Below are 21,799 nucleotides of genomic sequence, written 5' to 3' on the forward strand. Positions count from 1 at the left end.
GGCGATGCGGCGCGGACAGGACGACCCGGGCAACACGCACGGAGCGGGCGGAGCACCACGAACGGCATGGCCTCTGACAAGCACGGCGGTCAGATTGCAAGTCCTCCGCAACCGATCGCTTCTACGCTCCGGCCCTGGCGGCCTCGGGGGCGAAGCAGGCCGCCGGCTGTCACTGACGTCCTGTATCTGACGCCGCCGGGGAAGACTCTGTACCCGATGAGCACGCCCCGGGGGCGACGGGATCGGCATAACGGGAGACTTGATGTCCGACACTCCGATGACCGCCGATGACGTGCTGCGCATCGCGGCGTACAAGGACCGGAGCGCGGCGCTCGAAGCGATGGTCATCGCCTACAGCTACCATCGCGTGGCCTCCGACCTCGCGGTGCGCCTCGGCCGCGCGGCCAACAACTGGTACTGCTACGCCACCTGGACCTCCAAGGCCATCGGCAGGAGCCTCGACCTCGGCCCCGGCTCGCCGTTCATCGAGGACTTCGGCCGCCGCCTGCGCGTACCGCAGCGTTTCCGCCGGCTGTTCAGGGCCGCGCTGCTGACGCTGCTCGGGCCGAGCTACCAGCTCGGGCTGTCGCTGGCCAACCGGGCGATCTTCCTGGAGACGGCGAGCCTGGCGGTCAACCTGTGGAACGACACGCCCGACCGCTACCTCAGGGTCAGCCCGGAGTCGGATCTGACGCCTCAGCCGCCGGAGTTCCTCACCGGCCTGCTGTCGCCGGCCGACCCGCGCTACCTGAAGGACGCGGCGCAGCTCATGGTGCAGGCCGCGCGGACCGAGGACGCCGAGGAGCGGGCCGAGCTGCTGCTGGGTGCCAACATCGCGCTGTCGGCGTACGAGCAGGCGCGCGCCCAGGCGGCGCTTGAGCTGGTGCTGTACCGCCCGGTGCGCTGGCTGACGAGGGTGTCGTGGCGCTCGCTGCGCTCCCTGATCACCCGCCGCCCGTTCCCCCGCCTGCGCCTGTACGCCGCCGCGCACGAAGACCAGCCCTGGCCGACCCGCGTCCTGGAGAGCCTGTGGTCCTCGCTCTACACCCGCCACCTGTTCGCCGTGGCCACCCCGCTCAGCGACATCAAGGTCGGCAAGCCGCTGACCCCGCCGCCCGGCGTGAGCCTGGACGAGGTGTGGGTGCCGATCCAGAACGAGAAGGTGCGCAAGCTGGCCGAGGAGTTCATCACCGAGGACCGCGACGCGTCGCTCGCCGGGGTGCGCGACTGGGTGTCCTACCGCGACAGGATGCGCTTCATCGTCAGCTACTTCCGCGTCTACCACAAGGTGGACGCCCTCTTCCGGGTGCCGTTCGACCCGGAGGTGGCGGACGGGCTGGCCGAGGAGATGCGCAAGGGGCTGGTGCCCCAGGCGATCAGCCAGATGTTCGCCGACCGTCCCGGGCTGCGTCCGCGCAGGCTCTACCGGTACCCGTCGGAGACCGACCCCGACGTGTACGAGATGGCGCACTTCGACTTCGAGCCGTTCCTGGAGGCGATTCCGCTCGACCCGCCGGGCGAGCGCGGCGACTGGCTCAGTCGAGGAAGTCGCGCGTGATCTCGCGGGCCTGCAGCAGGCCGCGCAGCTTCGCGAAACAGCGGGCTCGGGTGGGCCCGATGCTCCCGACCGGCCTGCCCAGCCTGCGCGCCACGTCCACGTAGTGGGGCTCGGAGGTCTCCGTGAGCGCTCTGAACAGCGTCCGCTGGGCGGCGGGCAGCTCCTCGACCAGCTCTTCGAGAGTGCCGGCCAGCCAGATCCTGGCGAGTTCCCTGTCGACGTCGTCGGTGCTGCCCAGCGAGTCGAGGTCAGGGGTGCAGATCTCCTTGGTACGGCGGGTGAGCTTGAGGCATTCGCGGAAGGCGATCGTGGCGAGCCAGCCCGCCATGCGCTGGCCGTCCTCGACGCTCTTGAGGTTCTGCCAGGCGAGCAGCCAGGTCGTCTGGAGCACGTCCTGGGCGTCCTCGTGGCTGAGCCTGAACTTGCGGATGCGGGCCTTGAGCATGGGGCTGAACTCCGCGACCAGCCGCTCCCACGCCTCGGCGTCGCCCTCCTGGGCGGCCGCCACCAGCGCGCCCGTGTCGAATCTGCCGTCGGGGCAGGCGCCGGCGACGGGGCGGGTGTCGAGTCGTTCCATGGTGTCCACGTGCATGTCGTTCTCCCTGCCGGCCCGGACAGTAGGGGGGTCGGCTCCGGCCGGCTCACCCACCGTGCGCCGGATGATCAGGAATGGCTGTTCCGGACGTGACAACCTGGGTGTGTCGCTGGTCACATTTCAAAGATCGCTTTCCGCATGCTGCCCGGCGGCCGGATGCGGCCTAGAGTTCTTGCATGAGCGGGCGCAGCGGCCTTCCCCACGACGTCGAGCCGGTCGTCGCCGTGCTGGCGGAGATCCCGTTGTTCCAGGTGCTCGGCGAAAGCGGCATCCGCGACACCGCGCGGGCGGGCCTGACCCGCCGCTACCGGTCGGGCCAGATCATCTTCCATCAGGGCGACCCGGGAGAGTCGCTCTACGTGCTGCTGGACGGTCTGGTGAAGGTGGTGTTCACCACCGAGCACGGCGACGAGATCGTCCTCAACATGCTGGGCCGCGGCGACACGTTCGGCGAAATGGCGCTGCTGGACGACTCGCCGCGCTCGGCCTCCATCGTGACCGCGCGGCCGTCCTGGGTGTTCGCACTGCCCAGGGCGCGGCTGCTAGAGCTCATGCGCGAGCATCCGGGGCTCGCCGACGAGTTCCTGCGGATGCTCGGCCGCATGGTGCGCAGGCTCACCGACCAGGCCGCCGACCTCGCCTTCCTCGACCTCGGCGGGCGGCTGGCCAAGCTGCTGCTGCAGCTGGCCGAGAAGCACGGCCAGCCGGGCGAGGTGGTGGACCTGCCCGGATTGACCCAGTCCGACCTCGCCGCGCTGATCGGCGCCTCGCGCCCGGCCGTCAACCGGGCGTTGCAGTCGCTCGTGGCGCGCAACCTCATCGCCGTCGAGGGCCGGACGATCAGGCTGCTGGACGTCGCCGCCCTGCGGAGAAGGGGCGGCCTCTGACCGAATCTGGAGTACGGGGCATATGAACGATCTCGACGAGCGCTGGCCGCAGGAGCGGTTCCGGCGGCTGCGGCAGTCGGCCGATCCCGACGTCGACAAGGTGGTCGCCGAGTACCTGCAGGCGCAGCCCCCGGGCCGGGACGCGCTGGAGCTGGTCAAGGCGGTGGTCGCGGAGCTGGGGGCGGCCAAGCGGGCGGCGCGCGACCCCGAGGCGGAGCCGCCGGCCACGAAGATCTTCGACGCGCTCGACTTCGCCAAGGAGCTGCCGGAGTGGGGGAACGACCGGGAGCTGCTGGCCAGAGGGCAGGCCGTCTTCGCCGACTACGGGCTGTATCAGTCGGCGGCGCTGTTCTTCGCCTGCCTGCCCATGGCGTACGCGGAGGTGTCCAGCGCCAAGGTGCTGGCCGGCGTCTCGAACCTCGCCACGCACGCCATGACCCGCAGGGTGGCCGAGACCGGGCAGATGCTGGTGGACGTGATGGGGCTGAAGACGTCCGACAGCCTCCAGCCCGGCGGCCCCGGGCACACAACGGCGATCGGGCTGCGCATCCTGCACTCGTTCGTCCGCGCCCTGGTCGACGAGCGGTACGGCGACACGTGGGACACCGAGCGGTTCGGGCCGCCGGTCAACCAGGAGCTGCTGCTCGCCACGCTCTTCGACTTCTCCGTGGTGACCTGGGAGGCCATGGAGACCATGGGCGTGGTGCTGACCGACGAGGAGCGCGCCGCCAACCTCTACACCTGGAGCGTCTTCGGCCACCTCATGGGCATCGAGGTCTGCCGCGAAGGGCCGCTCACGCTCGACGACGTCGAGCCGGTCAGCGCGCGCCTGGGCCGCCTGCTGGAGGCCAGCGACGAGGGCCGGCTGCTGATGTCGGTGATGCTGCGGGAGATGGAGGCGTTCATGCCGCTGGGCTGGCGCAAGATGCCGCGCAGCCTGGTCCACTGGATCTTCAGGGACGCCCCGTACGGCGCGCACCGGGTGCCCGAGCTGCTGGCGGTGCCCGCGCCCGCCTGGTGGTTCACCGCGCTGTTCGCCGCCGCGCGCGCCGCGCACCGCGCCTCGTGGCTGGCCGGGCCGGTGGACGGTGTGATTCGCTGGCTGGTACGGAAGGCCGGGCGGCACATCGTGGTCGCCATGATCGACCGCCACTCCGACGGGCAGGCGGCGTTCAGGATCCCGGATGAGCTGGCCCGCGCCTGGCGGATCAGGCAGTCGCGCGCCGCGGTGAAGGCCCGCGCGATGCGCAGGAACGTACGCACGAGGCTACGAGCGCCCGCCCGCGGGCGGAAAGGGCCGCACAGTGACAGCCCCACATGAGCCGGGCACGCTCACCACGGCGACCATCCTGTTCACCGACGTGGTGAGCTCCACCGCACTGCGCATCAGGCTCGGCGAGGAGCGCGCCAACGTCGTCTTCCGCCGCCTGTACGAGCTGCTGCGCTCGGTCGTGACGGCGAGCGGCTCGTCGTTCACCAAGAGCCTGGGCGACGGGCTCATGGCGGTGTTCGACTCGGCCACGGCCGGACTGGACGCGATCATCGCGGTGCAGCAGGCGGTGGCCGACGAGAACGAGCGGGCGATGGAGAAGATCTCCATCAGGGCGGCGCTGGCCGCGGGCGACGTGTGCTGGGGGCACGACGATGTGAGCGGGCTGCCGACGGTGGAGGCGGCCCGCCTGGTCGCGGTGGCCGAAGGCGGCCAGGTGCTCTGCACGGACCTGGTGCGGCGGCTGGCACAGGGGCGCAGCCGGCACGAGTTCAAGGACCTCGGGCGGCTGCCCGGCAAGGGCCTGCGCGAGCCGCTGCACACCTACGAGCTGCACTGGCAGAGCGCCGACCACCATCTCGGCGGCGGGCTCGCGCCGTGGCTGGAGTACGGCGACGCGCTGCCGTTCGTGGGCCGCGAGCAGGAGCTGCGGGCGCTGGACGGCGAGCTGGCGGCGGCCGAGTTCGGCGGCAAGCTGGTGATCCTGGAGGGCGAGCCCGGCGTGGGCAAGACCCGCCTGGCCTCCGAGGTGGCGCGGCGGGCGCTCAAGCGGCAGTTCACGGTGCTGGCCGGGCGGTGCACCGATCCGGCGCGCAAGGCGTACGAGCCGATCGCGGGCGCCGTGGAGCGGCTGGCCCGCACCTCGCCCGCGCTGCTGCTGCGGGCCGGCATCGACCAGCAGTGCGGCCAGCTCGTACGCCTCGCGCCGTCGCTGGCCGCGCCGCCGCTGTCGCTGCAGGTGCCGCCGGCCACCGAGCCCGTCTCCGAGCGCTACCAGCTCATGGCCGCGGCCCGCACGCTGATCGAGCGCCTGGCCACCGTGCGCCCGGTGCTGCTGATCGTCGACGACCTGCAGTGGGCCACACTGGAGTCGCTGCAGATGCTCAGCGCCCTGATGTGGGACTCCGACGCGCTGCCGCTGCTCGTCCTCGCCATGTCCCGCCCGGTGCCGGTCGACTCCGCGCCCTCCCAGACGCTGCCCGAGCTGCACAAGCTCACCGCCGACGCGCGGGTGATCCCGGTGCCGGCGTTCGGGGTCGACGAGGTGAGCGACGCGCTCACGCAGTCACGGGCGCGCGCCGACGCCGAGCGGCTGCACCGCATCACCGGCGGGAACGCGTTCCTGCTCAGCGAGGTGATCAGGGAGCTGGCCGCGGGCAAGGACCTCGACGCGCTGGCCGTGCCCGATTCCGTCACCCGGATGGTGACGGCCCGCCTGGCGCAGCTCCACCCCGACGCCCGCGACCTGGTGAGCCTGCTCGCGGTGGGCGAGCGCATGGACTCGGCCGAGCTGCGCGGCGGTCTCGGCCTGGACGAGCCGCGTTTCGTCGCCGCCGTCGAGGAGGCCATGGGCACGGGCCTGGTGACCATGCTGGACAACGGGTCCTGCCAGTTCTCCCACGAGCTGACCAGGACCGCCCTGTACACCACGTTCTCGGCCCCGCGTGCCGCGCTGCTGCACGGGCGGGTGGCCGACGCGCTGCTCGCCACCGATCCCGACGCGATGCGGACCAGGCCGTACGTGGTGGCCGCCCATCTGCTGGCCGCCGCCGAGCAGGGCCGCGACCCGGCCCGGGTGAGCGCGGCGGCCGACGCGGCCGTGCACGCCGCCCAGCACGCGCTGGCCGGGCTGGCGCACCGCGAGGCGGTCACCTGGTACCAGCGGGCGCTCGGCCTGCTCGCCGACTCCCCCGGCGCCACCCGGGAACGCCGCGCCGAGCTGCTGGTCGAGTGCGGCAGGGCGATGTGGCTGGCCGGGCACCCCGACGCCCGCCGCACCCTGCTGGACGCCGCCGACCTGGCCAGGGAGTGCGAGCGCAACGACCTCATCGTCACCGCGGCGCTCGGCGGCGACCGGGGCAGCAGCATCTCGGCGGCCCCCGACCTGGAGCGCATCGCGCTGCTCACCGAGGCGCGCAAGGTCGTCGACTCCACCGACGTCAGCACCAGGGCGCTGCTGGCCGCGCAGCTCGCCTCCGAGCTGATCTGGGCGCCCGACGGCGAGCGCCGCTTCGCGCTCAGCGACGAGGCGGTGGCGCTGGCCCGCAAGTCGGGCGACCCGCGCACGCTGGCCAGCGTGCTCGGCATGCGCAGCCTCACCATCATCCCCGCCGACCCGCTGCATCAGCGCCACCGCGACGGCGACGAGATGCTGGAGGCGGCCCGCCGCACCGGCGACGACCTGGCGCTGTTCCACGCGTACGTGCAGCGCACCCCTCCCGTGCTCGACAGCGGCGACGTGGAGCGGGCGGCGGCGCTGCTCGACCAGGCCGACGAGCTGGCACACCGCCTGGGCCAGCCGCACCTCACCTGGCTGATCGGCTACTCCAAGGCCGGGCTGACCCTCATGCAGGGCGACCTGGCGCAGGCCGAGGCCGAGGCGGAGGCGGCGCTGCGGCTCGGCTCGGAGATCGGCCGCCGTCTTGAGGCGGTGGCCATCTTCTCCGAGCAGATCGCGGAGATCCGGCGGCTCCAGGGGCGGCTGTGGGAGCTGCGCGACCGGCTGCGCAGGGCCGGGCAGGGCCCCCGCGTGGACCCGGTGCACGCGGTGCTGCGCTACCTGTGCGAGCTGGACGACGAGGAGGCCGGGCCGCTGCTCGACCGCATACTCGCGGGCGGCGGCGAGACCCCGCCGCGCAACATGGCCCACCGGCCCGCGCTGGACAACCTCGCCGTGGCCGCCGCCCGGCTGGGCCGCGCCGAGCTGGCGGAGCGGCTGTACGACCGGCTCGCCGGCGGTGGTGAGACGTTCGGGCACGGCACGGTCGCCCACCACTGCGGGCACCACTACCTCGCGCACCTGTGCGTGGCGATGGGCGACAAGGAGCGGGCCGCCGGGCACTTCGAGGCGGCGGCCGAGGTGCACGAGCGGCGAGGGGTGCCGCTGATGCTGGCCGAGTCGCTGCTCGACTGGGCCGACCTGCTCGACACGGGTGAGGTGGACGGGCCGAAGGCGGCGGACCTGCGCGGCTGGTGCCGCACGCTGCTCGCCGGGCGGGGCGCGCTCCTGCTGGAGCGGCGCGCCCGCGTCTGATCGCCGCGCCCGGCGAACCCTAGGCAACGGCCTGGCAGGCGGCCCGGCGCGCGGGGTGCGGCCGGCATGGTCAGGGTGCGGCCGGCATGGTCAGGGTGCGGCCGGCATGGTCAGGGTGTGGCCGGCTTCGGCGGCCTCGCGGACGCTCCTGGCCAGCGTCTCCTCCAGCGCCTCCGCCTGGGCCTCCAAGGCGGCCGGCCCTTCGGCGTCGTCGGTGCGCGCCAGCAGCGCGCGGTACTTGTGGTTGGCCGCCAGCGCGTCGCGGGCCCGCAGCGCGGCGTCGGCCTCGGCGACCCGGCGGGCGTAGCGCTCCAGCCGTTCCACCCGGGCCTTCACGGCCGCCGCCGAGCGGCGCAGCGCCTCCTGCTGCGGTTCGAGCACGGCCCGCAGCTCGGGCGTCACGACGCCGCTCATGGCCCGTTCCTGCTCCTGCCACAGCCGCGTCTGGGCGCGCAGCAGCAGCGCGATCTCCCAGATCTGCCGGGGCAGCAGCATCTCGTTGGCCGGCCCGTCGAGCAGCCGCAGGCGCATGGCCCGCGAGGCGTAGACGGAGGTGACCGCCCGCCGAGCGCGTTCGAGCAGGGCGCGGGCGGGCGGTGACAGCTCGGAGACGATCACGTACCGGACCGTGAACGGGTCCTCGTGCGGGTCCGGGTACCGGTCCTTCTGCCGGTCCCGCACGCGACGTACGCGCGGGATGAGCGCGTCGATGACGGCCAGCCGTTGCTGCTCGGTCAGGTCGGGGTCGGCGATGAAGTCGACCGTGCGGCGGACGTGCTCGCGCTCCCCGGCCAGCCGCCGCCGTTCGGCCGCCGCCGTGTTCCTTCGGCTGAGCACGTCGTGCGCCACGATGAACACGGCCAGGCCCATCGGGATGAGCAGCACCGTGTACAGCAGGCCCACCTCGCCGAACACGCCGTGCAGGAGGAAGGCGGAGAGCACGATCGCCACGCAGATCGCCAGTGACGACCACGCGTAGCCGCGGCGAGTGGCCACACCGACCCCCTCACGACCGGGTCCCGAGGTGTCCTGAAACCTCAAGATAACCCTGAAATGCCGACAGATCACGAGATCCCCGGCATATGGGCATCAGCGCAGGTATGAGGCTCCGTTGAGGTCCAGGACTGCCCCGCTGGCCCACTCGGCCTCCGGCGAGGCCAGGTACACGATGGCCGCGGCGATCTCCTCGGGGCGCGCCACCCGGTTGAACGGGCTCTGCGCCTTGATCGCGTCGCCGCGCGGGGGCTTGAGGTGCTCGTTGGTCATGTCGGTCTCGACGAACCCGGGGGCGACTGTGGCCACCGCGATGCCGCGCGGGGCCAGGGCGACGGCCAGCGACTGGCCGAGGGCGTTCAGACCGGCCTTGCTCGCGCCGTACGCCGGGCTGTCGGGCTCGCCGCGGAAGGCGCCGCGCGAGGAGACGTTGACGATCCTGCCGCCCTCGCCCATGTGCCGCAGCGCGCACCAGGCGGCGTTGGCCGCGCCGATCAGGTTGACGCCGAGGGTGCGCCGCCAGGCGTCCTGCCACTCCTCGTACGACAGCTCGATGATCGGGTGGTGCAGGAACACGCCCGCGTTGTTGACCAGGACGTCGATCCGGCCGCCCAGCTCGCCGGCCGCCGCGTCCACCATGGTCCTGACCGCCTCGGGGTCGGCCAGGTCCGCCTGGACCACCACGTGCCCGTCGCCCGGCAGCGATTCGAGGAGGCTCTGGGCCGCCTCGGCGGAGTCGCGGTGGTGGATCGCGACCCGGTCGCCACGTTCTGCGAAGGCCGCCGCGACGGCCCGTCCGATGCCTCGCGACGCCCCTGTGACAAGTACTCCACGTCTGCTCATCCCCCGCACGATATGGGACGCTCGGCAGCGGCCGTCCGGCGGCCTAGGATGGACAGCGCCCCCGGAAACCGATCAAGGACAACCGGATGGCCGGGTGGAACGTCCCATCTCTCCCGTCGCCTACCAGGAGTCACCCGTGGGATACCCGCCCCCGCCGTACTGGCAGCCGCCGCGTTACGGCCCTCCGCCGCCGTACTGGCAGCCGCACCACGGGCCGCCCACGGCTCCGCGCAACGAGAACCTTCCGCTGATCGTGCTGCTCGTGGTCGGGCTTCCGCTGCTGCTCGCCGGCGGCGGCGCGTCCTTGGCCATCGTGCTGACGGAGGACGGCGGCCCGGACACGCGCGGGTCGGCCACCATGGTCATGCCGTCCAGGGAGCCGCTGGCCGGCACCCAGGAGCCCGGCCCTGCCCAGTCCTTCCACGACCCCGCGCAGGCCCAGCCCACGGACCCGGCCGCTCAGCCTCAGCAGACGGTGCAGGGGCAGGGCACCGCGGGCCTGGGCGGCTCCATCGCGCTCCAGGCCACCGACCCCGGCCTCAAGGTCACCGTGACCGTCGGCCGCGTCATCGACCCGGCCACGCCCGCCAACGACTTTCTCAAGCCCGCGGCGGGCAAGAAGCTCATCGCGGTGGAGCTCACCCTCGCCAACACCGGCCAGACCGACTACAGCGACTCGCCGCTGACGAGTGTCTGGCTCATCGACCACGAGAGCCGTCAGTACACGCCCAGCTTCAAGCAGATCAGCGAGGGCCAGGACTTCGGCGGCACGGTGTCGATCAGCGGCGGCGACTCGCGCAAGGGCGTGGTGGTGTTCGAGGTGCCGCAGACGGCGCGGGCGGCCAAGCTGCAGTACGCGATCAGGGGCGGCCTGGGCTCGCAAAGAGCCGAGTGGACCCTCGCCTGACGCCCGCCCCGCGCTAGCCGAGTGGACCCTCGCCCGACGCCCGCCCCGCGCTCAACCGCCTGACACGCACACGGCCCGTCCCAGACGGGGATCGTCGGCGGAGTCCCGCAGGAAGGCCGCGCGGCCCCGGCCCTGGGGGCCACGCCTGCTGCCGCGCCGGGGTCGCGGCGCGCGGCCTCGGCCGCGCCGAGCTGCGGGCCGCGCACCCTCACGCATCGAACCCCGCACGCCGGGGCGGGCCGGAGAAGGAACGGGCGGACGATGCTCTGAGCATTCTCTGAGATTTCCTTGCCAAAAATGTCGATCGTCCTGTCAAGCACTTTGTCTGACGGAGGCGGCAATGGCGGACAAATCCCTGGACTACCTGGTGATCGGCGCCGGCCCCGCGGGCCTGCAGCTCGGTCACTTCCTGCAGCAAGCCGGCCGCGACTACCTGATCCTGGAGGCGGGGGCGGAGCCCGGACAGTTCTTCCGCACGTTCCCGCGCCACCGCACGCTCATCTCGATCAACAAGAAGCACACCGGCTGGGACGATCCCGAGCTCAATCTGCGGATGGATTGGAACTCCCTGCTGTCGGACGATCCGGAGCTGCTGTTCACCCGCTACAGCGACCGATATTTCCCGCATGCCGATGACATGGTCCGCTATCTCGGCGATTTCGCGCGGGCGCGCGATCTGCGCATCGCGTACGGCACCCGCGTGGCCAGGGTGGAACGCCCGGGACCGTTCGTGGTGACGGCCGAGGACGGCCGTACGTTCGAGGCGCGGCACGTCATCGTGGCCACCGGGGTGAGCAAGCCCAACATCCCGCCCATCCCGGGCGTCGAGACCGCCGACCTGTACGGCACCGCCTCCCTCGACCCCGCCGACTACACCGACCAGCGGGTGCTCATCGTCGGCAAGGGCAACTCCGCGTTCGAGACCGCCGACAACCTGATGGAGACGGCCGCGGTCATCCACATCGCCGGCCCCCGTTCGCTGCGCCTGGCCTGGCGCACCCACTACGTGGGCCACCTGCGCGCGATCAACAACGGCATGCTGGACACCTACCAGCTCAAGTCCCAGAACGCCGTGCTCGACGGGCACATCAGGAACATCCAGCGGCAACCCGACGGCACCTACCTGGTGACCGTCGCCTTCGTCCGGGTCAACGAGGTCACCAAGGACATCCCGTACGACAAGGTCATCCTGTGCACCGGGTTCCGCTTCGACTCCTCGATCTTCGCAGGCGACTGCCTGCCCATGCCGGCGGCGAACGGCAGGTTCCCTGAGCTGACGCCCGCGTACGAGTCGGTGAACGTGCCCGGCCTGTACTTCGCGGGCACCCTCACCCAGTCGCGCGACTTCAAGCGCGGCACCAGCGGCTTCATCCACGGCTTCCGCTACGGCGCGCGGGCGCTGCACCGCGTGCTGGAGCAGCGCTACCACGGGGTGCCGTGGCCGAGCCGGGAGCTGCCCGCCGACCCGGCGGCGATGGCCGACGCGGTGATCGCCAGGATCAACCGCACCTCGGCCCTGTGGCAGCAGTTCGGCCTGCTGGCCGACGTGATCACGGTGGACGGCGGCACCGCGCGCTACTTCGAGGAGGTGCCGTACGACCTCCAGGAGGACCCGATCGGCGCGCACGGCCATTTCTCGATCACCCTGGAGTACGGCCCCGACCACGACAAGGTGGACCCGTTCGACATCGAGGTGAGCCGGCCGAGCCAGGGTGACGCGGCCCGCGCGCACGAGGGCCATTACCTGCATCCGGTCGTCCGCCATCACCTCCCCGGCGAGCCCGTCGCCGTGCACCACGTGACGGAGAACCTGGAGAACGAGTGGGACTCCCCCGAGGTGCACGTCGAGCCGCTGCGGGCCTTCTTCGCCCGGCGCGCGGCCGCGGTCCCGGCGTGATGCGCACGACGATGGCCACCCCCGTCGACGACCGGGCCCCCGCCCCGCACCCGGAACCCGCCGCACGCCCTGAACCCACCGCACATCTGGAACCCGCCGCACGCCCAGAACCCGTCCCACGCCCTGAACCCGCCGCACACCGGGAACCCACCGCACACCAGGAACCCGCTCCACGCCCGGAACCCACCGCACACCGAGAGCCCGGTCCGCTCGGTCCGCATGGCCCGTCGGAGCACCGGACGGCCACCGAGGCGCACCCGGCGGCCACCGAGGCGCGCGGCCCCATGAGCGGCTGGCGGCTGTGCGACTACGAGGCCGCCGCCCGCGAGCGCCTCGCCCCCGCCCACTACGACTACTTCGCCGGCGGCGCGGGCGAGGAGATCACGCTGCGCGCGAACGTGGCCGCCTTCGACCGGCTCGCGCTGGTGCCGAGGGTCCTGCGCGGCGCGGGCCGCCCGGAGACCGGTGTGACCCTGCTGGGCTGCCGCGCGTCGATGCCGGTGCTCATCGCCCCGACGGCGTTCCACCGCCTCGCCGACCCGCAGGGCGAGCGGGCCACCGCGCGGGCCGCGGCCGCCGCGGAGACCATCATGATCGTGAGCATGGCCGCCACGGTCGCCGTCGAGGAGGTGGGCGCCGCCGCGCCGGGGGCGACGCTGTGGTTCCAGCTCTACGTGCAGCCCGACCTGGCCTTCACCGAGCGCATCGTGCGCCGCGCCGAGTCGGCGGGCTGCCGGGCGCTGGTGGTCACGGCGGACTCGCCGGTCATGGGCGTGCGCCGGCGCGACATCCGCAACCGCTTCCTCGACCTGCCCGCGCACTTGCACTGCGAGAACCTGCGCGACGGCCCCGGCGGCCCGGTGCGGCCGATCGCGATGTGGCCGGAGCTGTCGTGGGAGCACCTGGCCGTCCTGCGCCGCATGACAGACCTGCCGATCGTGGTCAAGGGCGTCACGCACCCGGCCGACGCCCGTCTCGCGATCGAGCACGGCGCGGCCGCGATCATGGTGTCCAACCACGGCGGCCGGCAGCTCGACGGCGTGCCCACGGCGATCGACCTGCTGCCGGAGATCGTGGCCGAGGTCGCGGGCCCGGACGGGAGCACGGTACCGGTACTCGTGGACGGCGGGGTGCGGCGCGGCACCGACGTGGTCAAGGCGCTGGCGCTGGGGGCCGCCGCCGTCGCGGTCGGCAGGCCGGTGCTGTGGGGCCTGGCCGCGGGCGGCGAGCCGGGCGTGGCCGGCGTGCTCGGCCTGTTGCGGGCGGAGGTCGAGCAGGCCATGACGCTGTGCGGCTGCGCCGGCGTCGGCGACCTGACCCCCGACATGGTGCGGAGCGTGGTGCCGCCATGCTGACCGTCGCCGTGCCGATCGCCGTGCCGATCGCCGTGCCGATCGCCGTGGCGCTCGCGGTGGTGGCTGTGCTGGTGAGCCTGCCGTACTGGCTGCCGCGCCGGGTGGTGGCGCTGCGGGAGCGGGTGTTCGCCAGGATCAACGGCGACGAGGGCATCCCGGTGCCGGGCGGCCTGGCCGGTGTGGACCGCTTCCGCGAGCTGTACTCCCATCCGGCCGCGAACGGGCGCAGCAGGGGCGCGGCCCTGTCCGACCTGTTCTGGTACTGGCTGTCCCCCGGCCCTGAGATGCACCAGGAGCACCTGGAGCCGGGCGAGCGGTACGACGCCGTGGCCCGCACCACCCGTTCCCTGCTCGCGGTGCCCAAGGCCGAGGCCGAGGAGCTGGCCCGCCGCTGCGCGGCCCGCCGTCTCGAGGGCGTGCGGGGGATGGTCAGGCTGCGGGATCTGATGATGCCGCTGTGGGCGGAGTTCGCGTACGAGCTGGTCTTCGCCGAACCCTGCCCGCGCGAGGCCCGCGACCTGATCGCGGCCAACGCCGACGACGTCGTCACCTCGCTCAAGTGCACGGGCCTGCGGCACATGGACCGCCGTGACCGCCTGACCCGCTACCTGCTGCCCCGCCTGGACAAGGTCAGGGTGCCGTTGCCTGACGGGCTGACGCCGCTGGAGCAGGCGTACTACCTGCAGGGCGCGTTCTTCAACACCGCCGTCGTGCAGCTCTCCGAGGGCATGGCGCACCTGCTGCTCGTCCTCGCCCGGCATCCGGAGGAGCAGGAGCGCGCGCGGACGTCCGACGACCGCCACTTCGACCGGGTGATCAACGAGACGCTGCGGCTGTATCCGCTGTTCGGCATCGCCCACCGGATCACCAGCGGGGACATCGCGCTGGACGAGCACACCACGATCCCGGCCGGCTCGGTGCTCTGCTTCAACTATCCGGAGTTCCACCGGGCGGGGTTCGCCGATCCGGATCGCTTCGATCCCGGCCGGTTCGACCGGCCCGCCAAGGAGCTCAACCACATCCCCTTCGGCGTCGCGGCCAACCGCCCCTGCCCGGCCTGGCGGCTGGCGCCGATCGTCATGCGCGTGGTGGCGCGGGAGGTCCTGGACCGCTACGTGCTGGACTCGTCCGTCTCCCACACCAGGTCCCTGCCCAGCCGCGGGCCCTGCCTGCTCACCCCGCGCGGCGCCCCGCACCGGCCCCGTCTCGCGCTCGCCTACATGCGGGTGCGCGACCGCTGGGAGGACGTCTGGCGCAGCCTCGTGCAGCTCGTGCTCGGCACGTACATGGTCTGGGACGCGCACCGGCTGCGGCTGTGCGAGCGCCACTTCGCCGAGGCCGCCGCCCGTGACCCGGCCGAGGAACGCCACCCGGCCGAGGAAGGCGACCCGGCCGAGACGGAGGCCCCGACGGCCGCCGAAGCCCCTGACCGCACCACCGACGCCCCCGACCGCGCCACCGACGCTCCTGACCGCACCACCGACGCTCCTGACGCTTCCGACGCCTTCGATGCGGAGAACCGGTATGCACACCATGGTCGTCACCCTGGCTCACGCCGCACCCGCTGACCCCAACCTCGCCCTGGTGCTCAAAGTCCTGCCCGCGCTCGTCGTCATCCTCGTCACGGCGGCGATCTGCGGCCGGCTTGCCCAGCTCGTGATGCAGCCGCGCGTGCTCGGCGAGATGGTCGCCGGCGTGCTGCTCGGCCCCACGCTGTTCGGCTGGCTGTTCCCCGAGGCGCAGGCGGCCCTCTTCCCGCCCGACGTCCGGCCGGTCCTGTACGTGCTGAGCACCATCGGCCTGACCCTCTACATGTTCCTGGTCGGGGCCGGCCTCGACCACAGCGCCGGCACGCCCGGCGAGGCCCGCAAGGCGTCGGTGCTCGCCGCGTCGGGCGTCCTGCCGTCGCTGCTGCTCGGCGCGGGCGCCGGTCTCGTCCTGTACGACCTGCTGTCCCGCCCCGAGGTGCCGCCGATGCAGTTCGCCCTGTTCGTCGGGGGCGCGCTCTCGCTGACCGCCTTCCCCATGCTGGCCAGGATCCTGTACGAGCGCGGCCTGGAGAACTCGCCGCTCGGCCGGCTCTCCCTGCTCGGCGCCTCCATCGACGACGCGCTCGCCTGGTGCCTGCTGGCCGTGCTGACGGCCATGCACCTGGGCGACGGCGTGACGGGCGCGCTGCCCACCATCGCGCTGACCGCGGTGTTCGCGATCGTGATGCTGAAGGTCGTGGCCCCGCTGCTGCGGCCGCTGGGCGAGAGCGTCGCACGCACGGGGCGGCTCGGCCCGACCGGCATGTACGTCGTCATCCTCGTCCCGCTGGCCGCCGGCTGGATCACGGACTGGATCGGCGTCTACTCCGTCTTCGGCGGCTTCTTCGCGGGCCTGGCGATGCCCAGGAACGCCGCCTTCCGCCAGGTGCTGCACGGCCGCATGATGGACGTCGTCTCGACCCTGCTGCTGCCGGTCTTCTTCACGTTCTCCGGCCTGAACACCCAGCTCGGCGGCATCGCCGGCGGCTCGATGGTGCTGGCGTTCCTGCTGATCTTGGCGGCCGGGTTCGCCGGCAAGTACTTCGGGTGCTCGCTGGCGATGCGAGGGCTCGGGTTCTCGTGGCGGGAGTCGTACGCGGTGGGCGGGCTGATGAACGCCCGCGGCCTGATGATCCTCATCTTCATCAACATCGGGCTCGCGCAGGAGATGATCACCACGGAGCTGTTCTCGATGCTGGTGCTCGTGGCCGTGCTCACCACCGCGGGCGCGATGCCGCTGTACAAGCTCGCGCTGCCCGAGCGCCTGGAGCTCAGCACCAGGAAGACCGGCGCGCCCGCGCCGCAGCCCGTGGAGTTGCAGTCCAATTCCTCATGATCGCCCAGGTCGGCCGCTGCAGACACGACTTCTGGGACTCCGGAGGCGAAGTGGACCTGGTTTTTCCGCCACAGTGGTGTAACCGTGGTGCCGTGGCTGGGACTACAGGCACGGCCGGCTCGCCCTCCCGCCGGCTGCTGCTCGTCGAGGACGACCGCGAATTAGGGCAGATGCTGGTCGACCTGTTCACCGAGCAGGGCTACACGGTCGATCTGGCGCCGGAAGGGCAGCGAGGGCTGCATCTGGGGCTGAGCCGCCCGTACGACGTGCTCATCGTCGACCGCGGGCTGCCCTCGATGGACGGGATCGACCTGCTGCGCCGGCTGCGGCGGCAGGCGATCACCACTCCGGTGCTGCTGCTGACCGCGTTCGGCTCGGTCTCCGACCGGGTCACCGGGCTCGACGCCGGCGCGGAGGACTACCTGGTCAAACCATTCGACATCGACGAGCTGCTGGCCAGGGTGCGGGCGCTGCACCGCCGCAATCTCGACATGGCCACGCTGCTGCCGCTGGGCGACGGCTGGCTGGACGCCGAGGCGCACATCGTCCGGCTGCCCAGCGGCGAGCAGGTGACGCTGTCGGGGCAGGAGTGCAGGCTGCTCAGCGCGCTGGCCGCGCGCCCGCGGCAGGTGCACACCCGCAGGGCGCTGCGCCAGCAGGTCTTCGACGGGGCGAAGAAGGAGTCGATCGTGGACACCTACGTGTACTACCTGCGCAGCAAACTGGGACAAGGTGTGGTGAGCACCGTACGGGGCGTGGGCTACCGCCTGGGCTCGCTGTGAGCGTCATCGCGCCGCTGCGCCGCCCGGCGGACCCCGGCAGGCCGCCCGGCCCCGATCCCGATCCCGACCGCCGCCTGCTGGCCCGCGCCAGGCGGCGCATCACCTTCCAGGTGGCGGGCGCGTTCTCGGTGGTGCTCGCGCTGGTCGGCGTGCTGGTGTGGTGCGCGATGGTGCACAGCCAGGGCACCGCCGCCCTGCGCGACCTGACCGTCACCGCCGCCCGCTCGCCGGTCGCGTACCCGCCGCCCTGCGTCTGGCTGTACGAGCTGCGCGCCGACGGCACGATCGCCGCCTCGCCCGGCGCGCCCGCCGAGCTGCCCGTCCGCAGCTCGCTCAACCACGTCGCGGGCGGCGGCGAGAGCAAGGAGACCGTCGAGGTCACGGTGGCCGGGCAGGAGTACCTCGTGCACACCCGCCGCCGCGGCGACACCGTCGTGCAGGCCGCGCTCGACCTGCGCTACCAAGTGTCGGAGCGGCAGCGGCTGCTGCACACGCTGATCGGGGCCGAGGTGGCCGGGCTGCTGGCCGCGCTGGTCGTCGGCCACGTCGTGTCCCGGCGGGCCATCGCGCCGCTGGGCGAGGCACTGGCCAGGCAGCGGCGCTTCGCCGCCGACGTCAGCCACGAGCTGCGCACCCCGCTGACCCGGCTGAACACCCGCGCCCAGCTCCTGTCGCGGCGGCTGCGCGGCGGCACCGACCCGATCCTGCTCATCGACGAGGTCGATCACCTCGTGACCGGCACCAGGCAGCTCGGCGAGGTGGTGGAGGACCTGCTGCGCTCGGCCCAGTTCCAGCAGTTGCGGCGGCCGTTCGGGCCGGTGGACCTCGCCGTGCTGGCCGCCGAGGCGGTCGCGGCGGAGAGCCCCAGGGCCGCCGCCCGCGGAGTGGACCTGCAGGTCCGCTGCGACGGTCCCGGCGACCACGTCGTACGCGGGGTCGAGTCGGCCCTGCGCCGGGTCGTCTCGGCGCTGCTGGACAACGCGCTCGGCCACACCGGGCCCGGCGGGCACATCCGCGTGCGGCTGTCCGGCGAGCCCGGCGTCGTGCTGCTCACCGTCGAGGACGACGGCGTGGGCCTGGACCCCGGGGACGCCGAGCGGCTGTTCGGCCGGTTCGAGGGGACCGGGTTCGGGCTCGGGCTGGCGCTGGTGCGCGAGGTGGTCGAGGGCCACCACGGCACGATCACCGCGGACGGGCGGCCCGGTGAGGGCGCGACCTTCACCGTACGCCTGCCCGCCCACGCGCCGGGACCCGCCGTCGAGCCCCGCCCGGAACCGGCCTGGAAGCCGTGAGAGCGCCGCAGAGCCGGGCGGGGACGTCCCCGCCCGGCTCTTGTTCACATACGGCCTGACGATCGCGCGTGAGGGCTCAGGAGGCGTTCCCCTGGACGGCCTTGAGCACGGCGTCCGCGATCGAGCGGGGGTCGACGCCGAAGTGCTCGCGCACGGACTCGCGGGTGCCCGACAGGCCGAAGCCGTCGGTGCCGAGCGAGGTCCACGGCTGGCGTACCCAGGGGGCGATCTGGTCGGGCACCGCCCGCATCCAGTCGCTGACCGCGATCACCGGCCCGTTCGCCCCGGCGAGCGCCTCCTGGACGTACGGCACGCCCGTCGCCGTCATCGCGTCCCTGCGCAGCTCGCTCCACGAGGTGACCGACCAGACGTCCACGCCGATGCCGTACTCCTCGCGCAGCAGGTCCTGCGCCGCCAGCACCCAGTGGATCGCGGTGCCGCTGGCCAGCAGGTGGGCCTGCCCGCCGCCCTCGCGGAAGCGGTACATGCCCTTGATGATGCCCTCCTCGACGCCCTCCGGCATGGCGGGCTGCGGCTTGGGCTCGTTGTAGACGGTCAGGTAGTAGAACACGTCCTCGCCCTGCTCGCCGTACATGCGCCGGAGCCCTTCGCGGACGATCACGCCGATCTCGTACGCGAACGCCGGGTCGTACGCCAGGCAGGCCGGGTTGGCCGAGGCGAGCAGCTGGGAGTGCCCGTCGGCGTGCTGCAGGCCCTCGCCCGTCATGGTGGTGCGGCCCGCCGTGGCGCCGATGAGGAAGCCCCGGCCGAGCTGGTCGGCCAGCGCCCACATCTGGTCGCCGGTCCGCTGCCAGCCGAACATCGAGTAGAAGATGTAGAGCGGGATCATCGGCTCGCCGTGGGTGGCGTAGCTGGTGGCCGCGGCGGTGAACGACGCCATCGAGCCGGCCTCGGTGATGCCCTCGAGGAGGATCTGCCCCTCCGTGGACTCGGTGTAGGCGAGCAGCAGGTCGCGGTCCACCGCGTCGTAGCGCTGGCCGAGCGGCGAGTAGATCTTCGCTGAGGGGAAGAGCGACTCCATGCCGAACGTACGCGCCTCGTCGGGCACGATCGGCACCCAGCGGCGGCCCGTCTCCGGCTCCCGCATCAGGTCCTTCAGCAGCCGCACGAGCGCCATCGTGGTCGCGACCGGCTGCTGCGAGCCCTTGGCCAGCTTGGCGAAGTTGCGGTCGGCGGGGACGGGCAGCGGGTGGTACGACACCTTCCGCGCCGGCACCGGGCCGCCGAGCGCGCGGCGCCGCTCGAGCACGTACTGGACCTCGGGCGAGTCGGGGCCGGGGTGCGCGTAGGGGGGCAGCTCGCCGGAGAGCGCCTCGTCGCTGATCGGCAGGCCCAGGCGGTCGCGCAGGGCGCGGAACTCGTCCTGGGAGAGCTTCTTCATCTGGTGGTTGGCGTTGCGCGCCTCGACGCCCGCGCCGAGCGTCCAGCCCTTGACCGTCTGGACCAGGATCACCGTGGGGGCGCCCTTGTGGTCGACGGCGCGGCGGTAGGCGGCGTACACCTTGCGCGGCTCGTGACCCGCCCGCGAGCCGCCCACGATGCGGCGCAGCTCCTCGTCCGAGACCGGCGCCTTCAGGCCGTGGAACAGCTTCTCGCGGATGTACTCGCCGGAGGAGGCGGCGAACGTCTGGAACTGCCCGTCGGGCACCTCCGCCAGCCGCGCCACCAGCTCGTCGTCCTGCAGCAGCAGGTCCCAGTCGCGGCCCCACAGCGCCTTGACGACGTTCCAGCCCGCGCCGCGGAAGACGCCCTCCAGCTCCTGCACGATGCGGGTGTTGCTGCGTACGGGGCCGTCGAGCCGCTGCAGGTTGCAGTTGATCACGAAGGTGAGGTTGTCGAGACCCTCGCGCGCGGCCAGCGTCAGCGCCGCCGTGGCCTCCGGCTCGTCCATCTCACCGTCACCGAGGAACGCCCATACGTGAGAGGCCGAGGTGTCCTTGATGCCACGGTTGTGCAGATAGCGGTTGAACCGTGCCTGATAGACCGCGTTGAGCGGCCCCAGGCCCATCGACACGGTCGGGAACTGCCAGAACCCCGGCATCGCCCGCGGGTGCGGGTAGGACGGCAGGCCGCCCTCCGGCTCGCGCCTGAACAGGTCGAGCTGCTGCTCGCTCAGGCGGCCCTCCAGGAACGCGCGGGCGTAGATGCCCGGCGAGGCGTGCCCCTGGAAGTACACCTGGTCGTGCTCGCCATGGAAGAAGTGGTTGAAACCGACCTCGTAGAGCCAGGCGGCAGAGGCGTAGGTGGACAGGTGGCCGCCGAGCCCCAGCTTGCTGCCCCTGGTGATCATCGCGGCGGCGTTCCAGCGGTCGTATGCCGCGATGCGCTCTTCCAGCTCTAGATCGCCCGGGTACTCGGGCTCGTCCTCGGTCGGCACCGTGTTGACGTAGCGGCTGCTCGTGGCCAGCCGCCGCAGCAGGAACTCGGCCCGGTCGGGGCCGGCCTCCCGGCGGACGGCTTCCAGCGACTCAAGCCATTCCGCCGTCTCTTGGGGGTCCCAGTCTGTCTCCATACATCCATCCTATGATCGATCATCCGATGTGCGAAGGCGGCTAGGATCGTGGCGTGAAACCGGTGGTGAGGGTCCCGTTGCGCGAACAGATCCGCACCTCGATCGTTGAGGGGCTGATCAACGGCCGATGGGCGCCCGGCGATCGCATCGTCGAGCGCCGGCTGGCTGCTGAGCTCGGCGTGAGCCAGGCCCCGGTACGCGAGGCGCTCCGCGAGCTGGAGACACTGCGGCTGATCGAAACCTCCCCTAACAAGGGCGCGCAGGTGCGCGGCTTCACCGAGGCCGACCTGCGGGAGGTCTACCAGGTGCGAGCCGGCCTTGAGGAGACGGCCGTCCGTCTTGGCCGCCCCTCCCCCGACGCGCTCCGAGACAACCTACGCCACCTGCGCCGGGCCATCGCCACCGGCTCCCGTACTGACCAGGTCCGCCACGGCGTGGCCTTCCACCGCGAGATCGTGGCGGCGGCGGGAAACGAGGTATTGCTGTCGGTGTGGGAATCGCTGGGGGTCGAGGTCTGGACCCACCTGTCGATCCGCCTGCTGGGGCTGCGGCCGTACGACAACGCGTGCGACCACGAGCCGCTCGTGGAGGCGATCGAACGCGACGACCCCGCCCTTCCCGCCCTCCTTCGCGACCACGTCCTGGCGTACGTCCCCTGACGAGACGATTTCGCGATTTCGCGTTCCCCGACCACCTGCGCGCGGTTTCGCGGAGAAAGGCGGACGCCGAAGATCCAAACAAGATCGCACATTTTCACGATGCCGCGGAA

At 72.4% G+C, this 21,799-nt stretch carries 16 protein-coding genes; 12 read left to right on the forward strand and 4 right to left on the reverse strand.

Going from position 1 to position 21,799, the window contains the following annotated elements; all coding sequences use genetic code 11:
- The first annotated feature begins 262 nt into the window (after positions 1 to 262).
- Positions 263 to 1,558 (forward strand): hypothetical protein, encoded by a 1,296-nt coding sequence (locus tag ACFMQL_RS00575; RefSeq protein ID WP_364066076.1) that lies wholly within the window; start codon positions 263 to 265, stop codon positions 1,556 to 1,558.
- On the opposite strand, the gene ACFMQL_RS00580 is transcribed toward ACFMQL_RS00575, so the two are convergent.
- The gene (locus ACFMQL_RS00580; protein WP_364066078.1) at positions 1,536 to 2,150 is read right to left on the reverse strand and encodes a sigma-70 family RNA polymerase sigma factor; all 615 of its coding nucleotides are present in this window, start codon (positions 2,148 to 2,150) and stop codon (positions 1,536 to 1,538) included. The genes ACFMQL_RS00575 and ACFMQL_RS00580 overlap by 23 nt on opposite strands.
- A gap of 179 nt (positions 2,151 to 2,329) precedes the next feature.
- On the opposite strand from ACFMQL_RS00580, the gene ACFMQL_RS00585 reads away from it, so the two are divergent.
- From ACFMQL_RS00585 to ACFMQL_RS00595, 3 genes are read left to right on the forward strand one after another with little or no spacing between them, the layout of a single operon-like run.
- Complete coding sequence (locus ACFMQL_RS00585; protein WP_364066080.1) at positions 2,330 to 3,040, forward strand: Crp/Fnr family transcriptional regulator; 711 nt, start codon at positions 2,330 to 2,332, stop codon at positions 3,038 to 3,040.
- Positions 3,041 to 3,062: 22 nt separating this feature from the next.
- Positions 3,063 to 4,361 carry an oxygenase MpaB family protein gene (locus ACFMQL_RS00590; protein ID WP_364066082.1) on the forward strand — a complete coding sequence of 433 codons (1,299 nt, stop codon included), beginning with the start codon at positions 3,063 to 3,065 and terminating at the stop codon, positions 4,359 to 4,361.
- Positions 4,345 to 7,563, forward strand: a complete 3,219-nt coding sequence (locus ACFMQL_RS00595) for an AAA family ATPase (protein ID WP_364066085.1) — start codon at positions 4,345 to 4,347, stop codon at positions 7,561 to 7,563. Before ACFMQL_RS00590 ends, ACFMQL_RS00595 begins: the two co-directional genes overlap by 17 nt.
- A gap of 90 nt (positions 7,564 to 7,653) precedes the next feature.
- Here the strand turns inward: ACFMQL_RS00595 and ACFMQL_RS00600 are convergent, their stop codons facing one another.
- Both ACFMQL_RS00600 and ACFMQL_RS00605 read right to left on the reverse strand, forming a co-directional pair.
- Positions 7,654 to 8,559, reverse strand: coding sequence for a hypothetical protein (locus ACFMQL_RS00600; protein ID WP_378784099.1), 906 nt, complete (start codon positions 8,557 to 8,559; stop codon positions 7,654 to 7,656).
- 93 nt (positions 8,560 to 8,652) lie between these two features.
- A complete protein-coding gene (locus tag ACFMQL_RS00605) occupies positions 8,653 to 9,399 on the reverse strand; it encodes an SDR family oxidoreductase (RefSeq protein ID WP_364066089.1) in 747 nt (248 codons plus the stop codon).
- A 136-nt stretch (positions 9,400 to 9,535) separates the two neighbouring features.
- On the opposite strand from ACFMQL_RS00605, the gene ACFMQL_RS00610 reads away from it, so the two are divergent.
- The 7 genes from ACFMQL_RS00610 (at position 9,536) to ACFMQL_RS00640 (ending at position 18,497) form a co-directional block, all read left to right on the forward strand.
- Complete coding sequence (locus tag ACFMQL_RS00610) at positions 9,536 to 10,306, forward strand: DUF4352 domain-containing protein (RefSeq protein WP_364066092.1); 771 nt, start codon at positions 9,536 to 9,538, stop codon at positions 10,304 to 10,306.
- Between the two features lie 340 nt (positions 10,307 to 10,646).
- Entirely contained in the window at positions 10,647 to 12,203 is a 1,557-nt protein-coding gene (locus tag ACFMQL_RS00615) for an NAD(P)-binding domain-containing protein (RefSeq protein ID WP_378784103.1), read from the forward strand.
- A gap of 284 nt (positions 12,204 to 12,487) precedes the next feature.
- Positions 12,488 to 13,558, forward strand: coding sequence for an alpha-hydroxy acid oxidase (locus ACFMQL_RS00620; protein WP_364066096.1), 1,071 nt, complete (start codon positions 12,488 to 12,490; stop codon positions 13,556 to 13,558).
- Complete coding sequence (locus ACFMQL_RS00625; RefSeq protein WP_378784105.1) at positions 13,552 to 15,126, forward strand: cytochrome P450; 1,575 nt, start codon at positions 13,552 to 13,554, stop codon at positions 15,124 to 15,126. The genes ACFMQL_RS00620 and ACFMQL_RS00625 overlap by 7 nt, the downstream gene beginning before the upstream one ends.
- Positions 15,083 to 16,423, forward strand: coding sequence for a cation:proton antiporter (locus tag ACFMQL_RS00630; RefSeq protein WP_378784107.1), 1,341 nt, complete (start codon positions 15,083 to 15,085; stop codon positions 16,421 to 16,423). The genes ACFMQL_RS00625 and ACFMQL_RS00630 overlap by 44 nt, the downstream gene beginning before the upstream one ends.
- Positions 16,424 to 16,515: 92 nt before the next feature.
- A complete protein-coding gene (locus ACFMQL_RS00635) occupies positions 16,516 to 17,205 on the forward strand; it encodes a response regulator transcription factor (RefSeq protein ID WP_364066103.1) in 690 nt (229 codons plus the stop codon).
- Positions 17,202 to 18,497: a HAMP domain-containing sensor histidine kinase gene (locus ACFMQL_RS00640; RefSeq protein WP_364066105.1), complete on the forward strand. Its 1,296-nt coding sequence runs from the start codon at positions 17,202 to 17,204 to the stop codon at positions 18,495 to 18,497. The genes ACFMQL_RS00635 and ACFMQL_RS00640 overlap by 4 nt, the downstream gene beginning before the upstream one ends.
- A 76-nt stretch (positions 18,498 to 18,573) precedes the next feature.
- Here the strand turns inward: ACFMQL_RS00640 and aceE are convergent, their stop codons facing one another.
- The gene (gene aceE, locus ACFMQL_RS00645; protein ID WP_364066107.1) at positions 18,574 to 21,030 is read right to left on the reverse strand and encodes a pyruvate dehydrogenase (acetyl-transferring), homodimeric type; all 2,457 of its coding nucleotides are present in this window, start codon (positions 21,028 to 21,030) and stop codon (positions 18,574 to 18,576) included.
- 62 nt (positions 21,031 to 21,092) lie between these two features.
- Here aceE and ACFMQL_RS00650 point away from each other — a divergent pair, with 62 nt between their 5' ends.
- Positions 21,093 to 21,689 (forward strand): GntR family transcriptional regulator, encoded by a 597-nt coding sequence (locus ACFMQL_RS00650; RefSeq protein ID WP_364066695.1) that lies wholly within the window; start codon positions 21,093 to 21,095, stop codon positions 21,687 to 21,689.
- Positions 21,690 to 21,799 lie beyond the last annotated feature (110 nt).

The sequence above is a fragment of the Nonomuraea fastidiosa genome, assembly GCF_042751225.1.
Taxonomy (GTDB): Bacteria; Actinomycetota; Actinomycetes; order Streptosporangiales; family Streptosporangiaceae; genus Nonomuraea; species Nonomuraea fastidiosa.

Coding starts and splice junctions, on each gene's coding strand:
- ACFMQL_RS00625 (WP_378784105.1), top strand. CDS start 13,552: ATGCTGACCGTCGCCGTGCCGATCGCCGTGCCGATCGCCGTGCCGATC.
- ACFMQL_RS00620 (WP_364066096.1), top strand. CDS start 12,488: ATGAGCGGCTGGCGGCTGTGCGACTACGAGGCCGCCGCCCGCGAGCGC.
- ACFMQL_RS00590 (WP_364066082.1), top strand. CDS start 3,063: ATGAACGATCTCGACGAGCGCTGGCCGCAGGAGCGGTTCCGGCGGCTG.
- aceE (WP_364066107.1), bottom strand. CDS start 21,030: ATGGAGACAGACTGGGACCCCCAAGAGACGGCGGAATGGCTTGAGTCG.
- ACFMQL_RS00580 (WP_364066078.1), bottom strand. CDS start 2,150: ATGCACGTGGACACCATGGAACGACTCGACACCCGCCCCGTCGCCGGC.
- ACFMQL_RS00605 (WP_364066089.1), bottom strand. CDS start 9,399: ATGAGCAGACGTGGAGTACTTGTCACAGGGGCGTCGCGAGGCATCGGA.
- ACFMQL_RS00575 (WP_364066076.1), top strand. CDS start 263: ATGTCCGACACTCCGATGACCGCCGATGACGTGCTGCGCATCGCGGCG.
- ACFMQL_RS00585 (WP_364066080.1), top strand. CDS start 2,330: ATGAGCGGGCGCAGCGGCCTTCCCCACGACGTCGAGCCGGTCGTCGCC.
- ACFMQL_RS00615 (WP_378784103.1), top strand. CDS start 10,647: ATGGCGGACAAATCCCTGGACTACCTGGTGATCGGCGCCGGCCCCGCG.
- ACFMQL_RS00630 (WP_378784107.1), top strand. CDS start 15,083: ATGCACACCATGGTCGTCACCCTGGCTCACGCCGCACCCGCTGACCCC.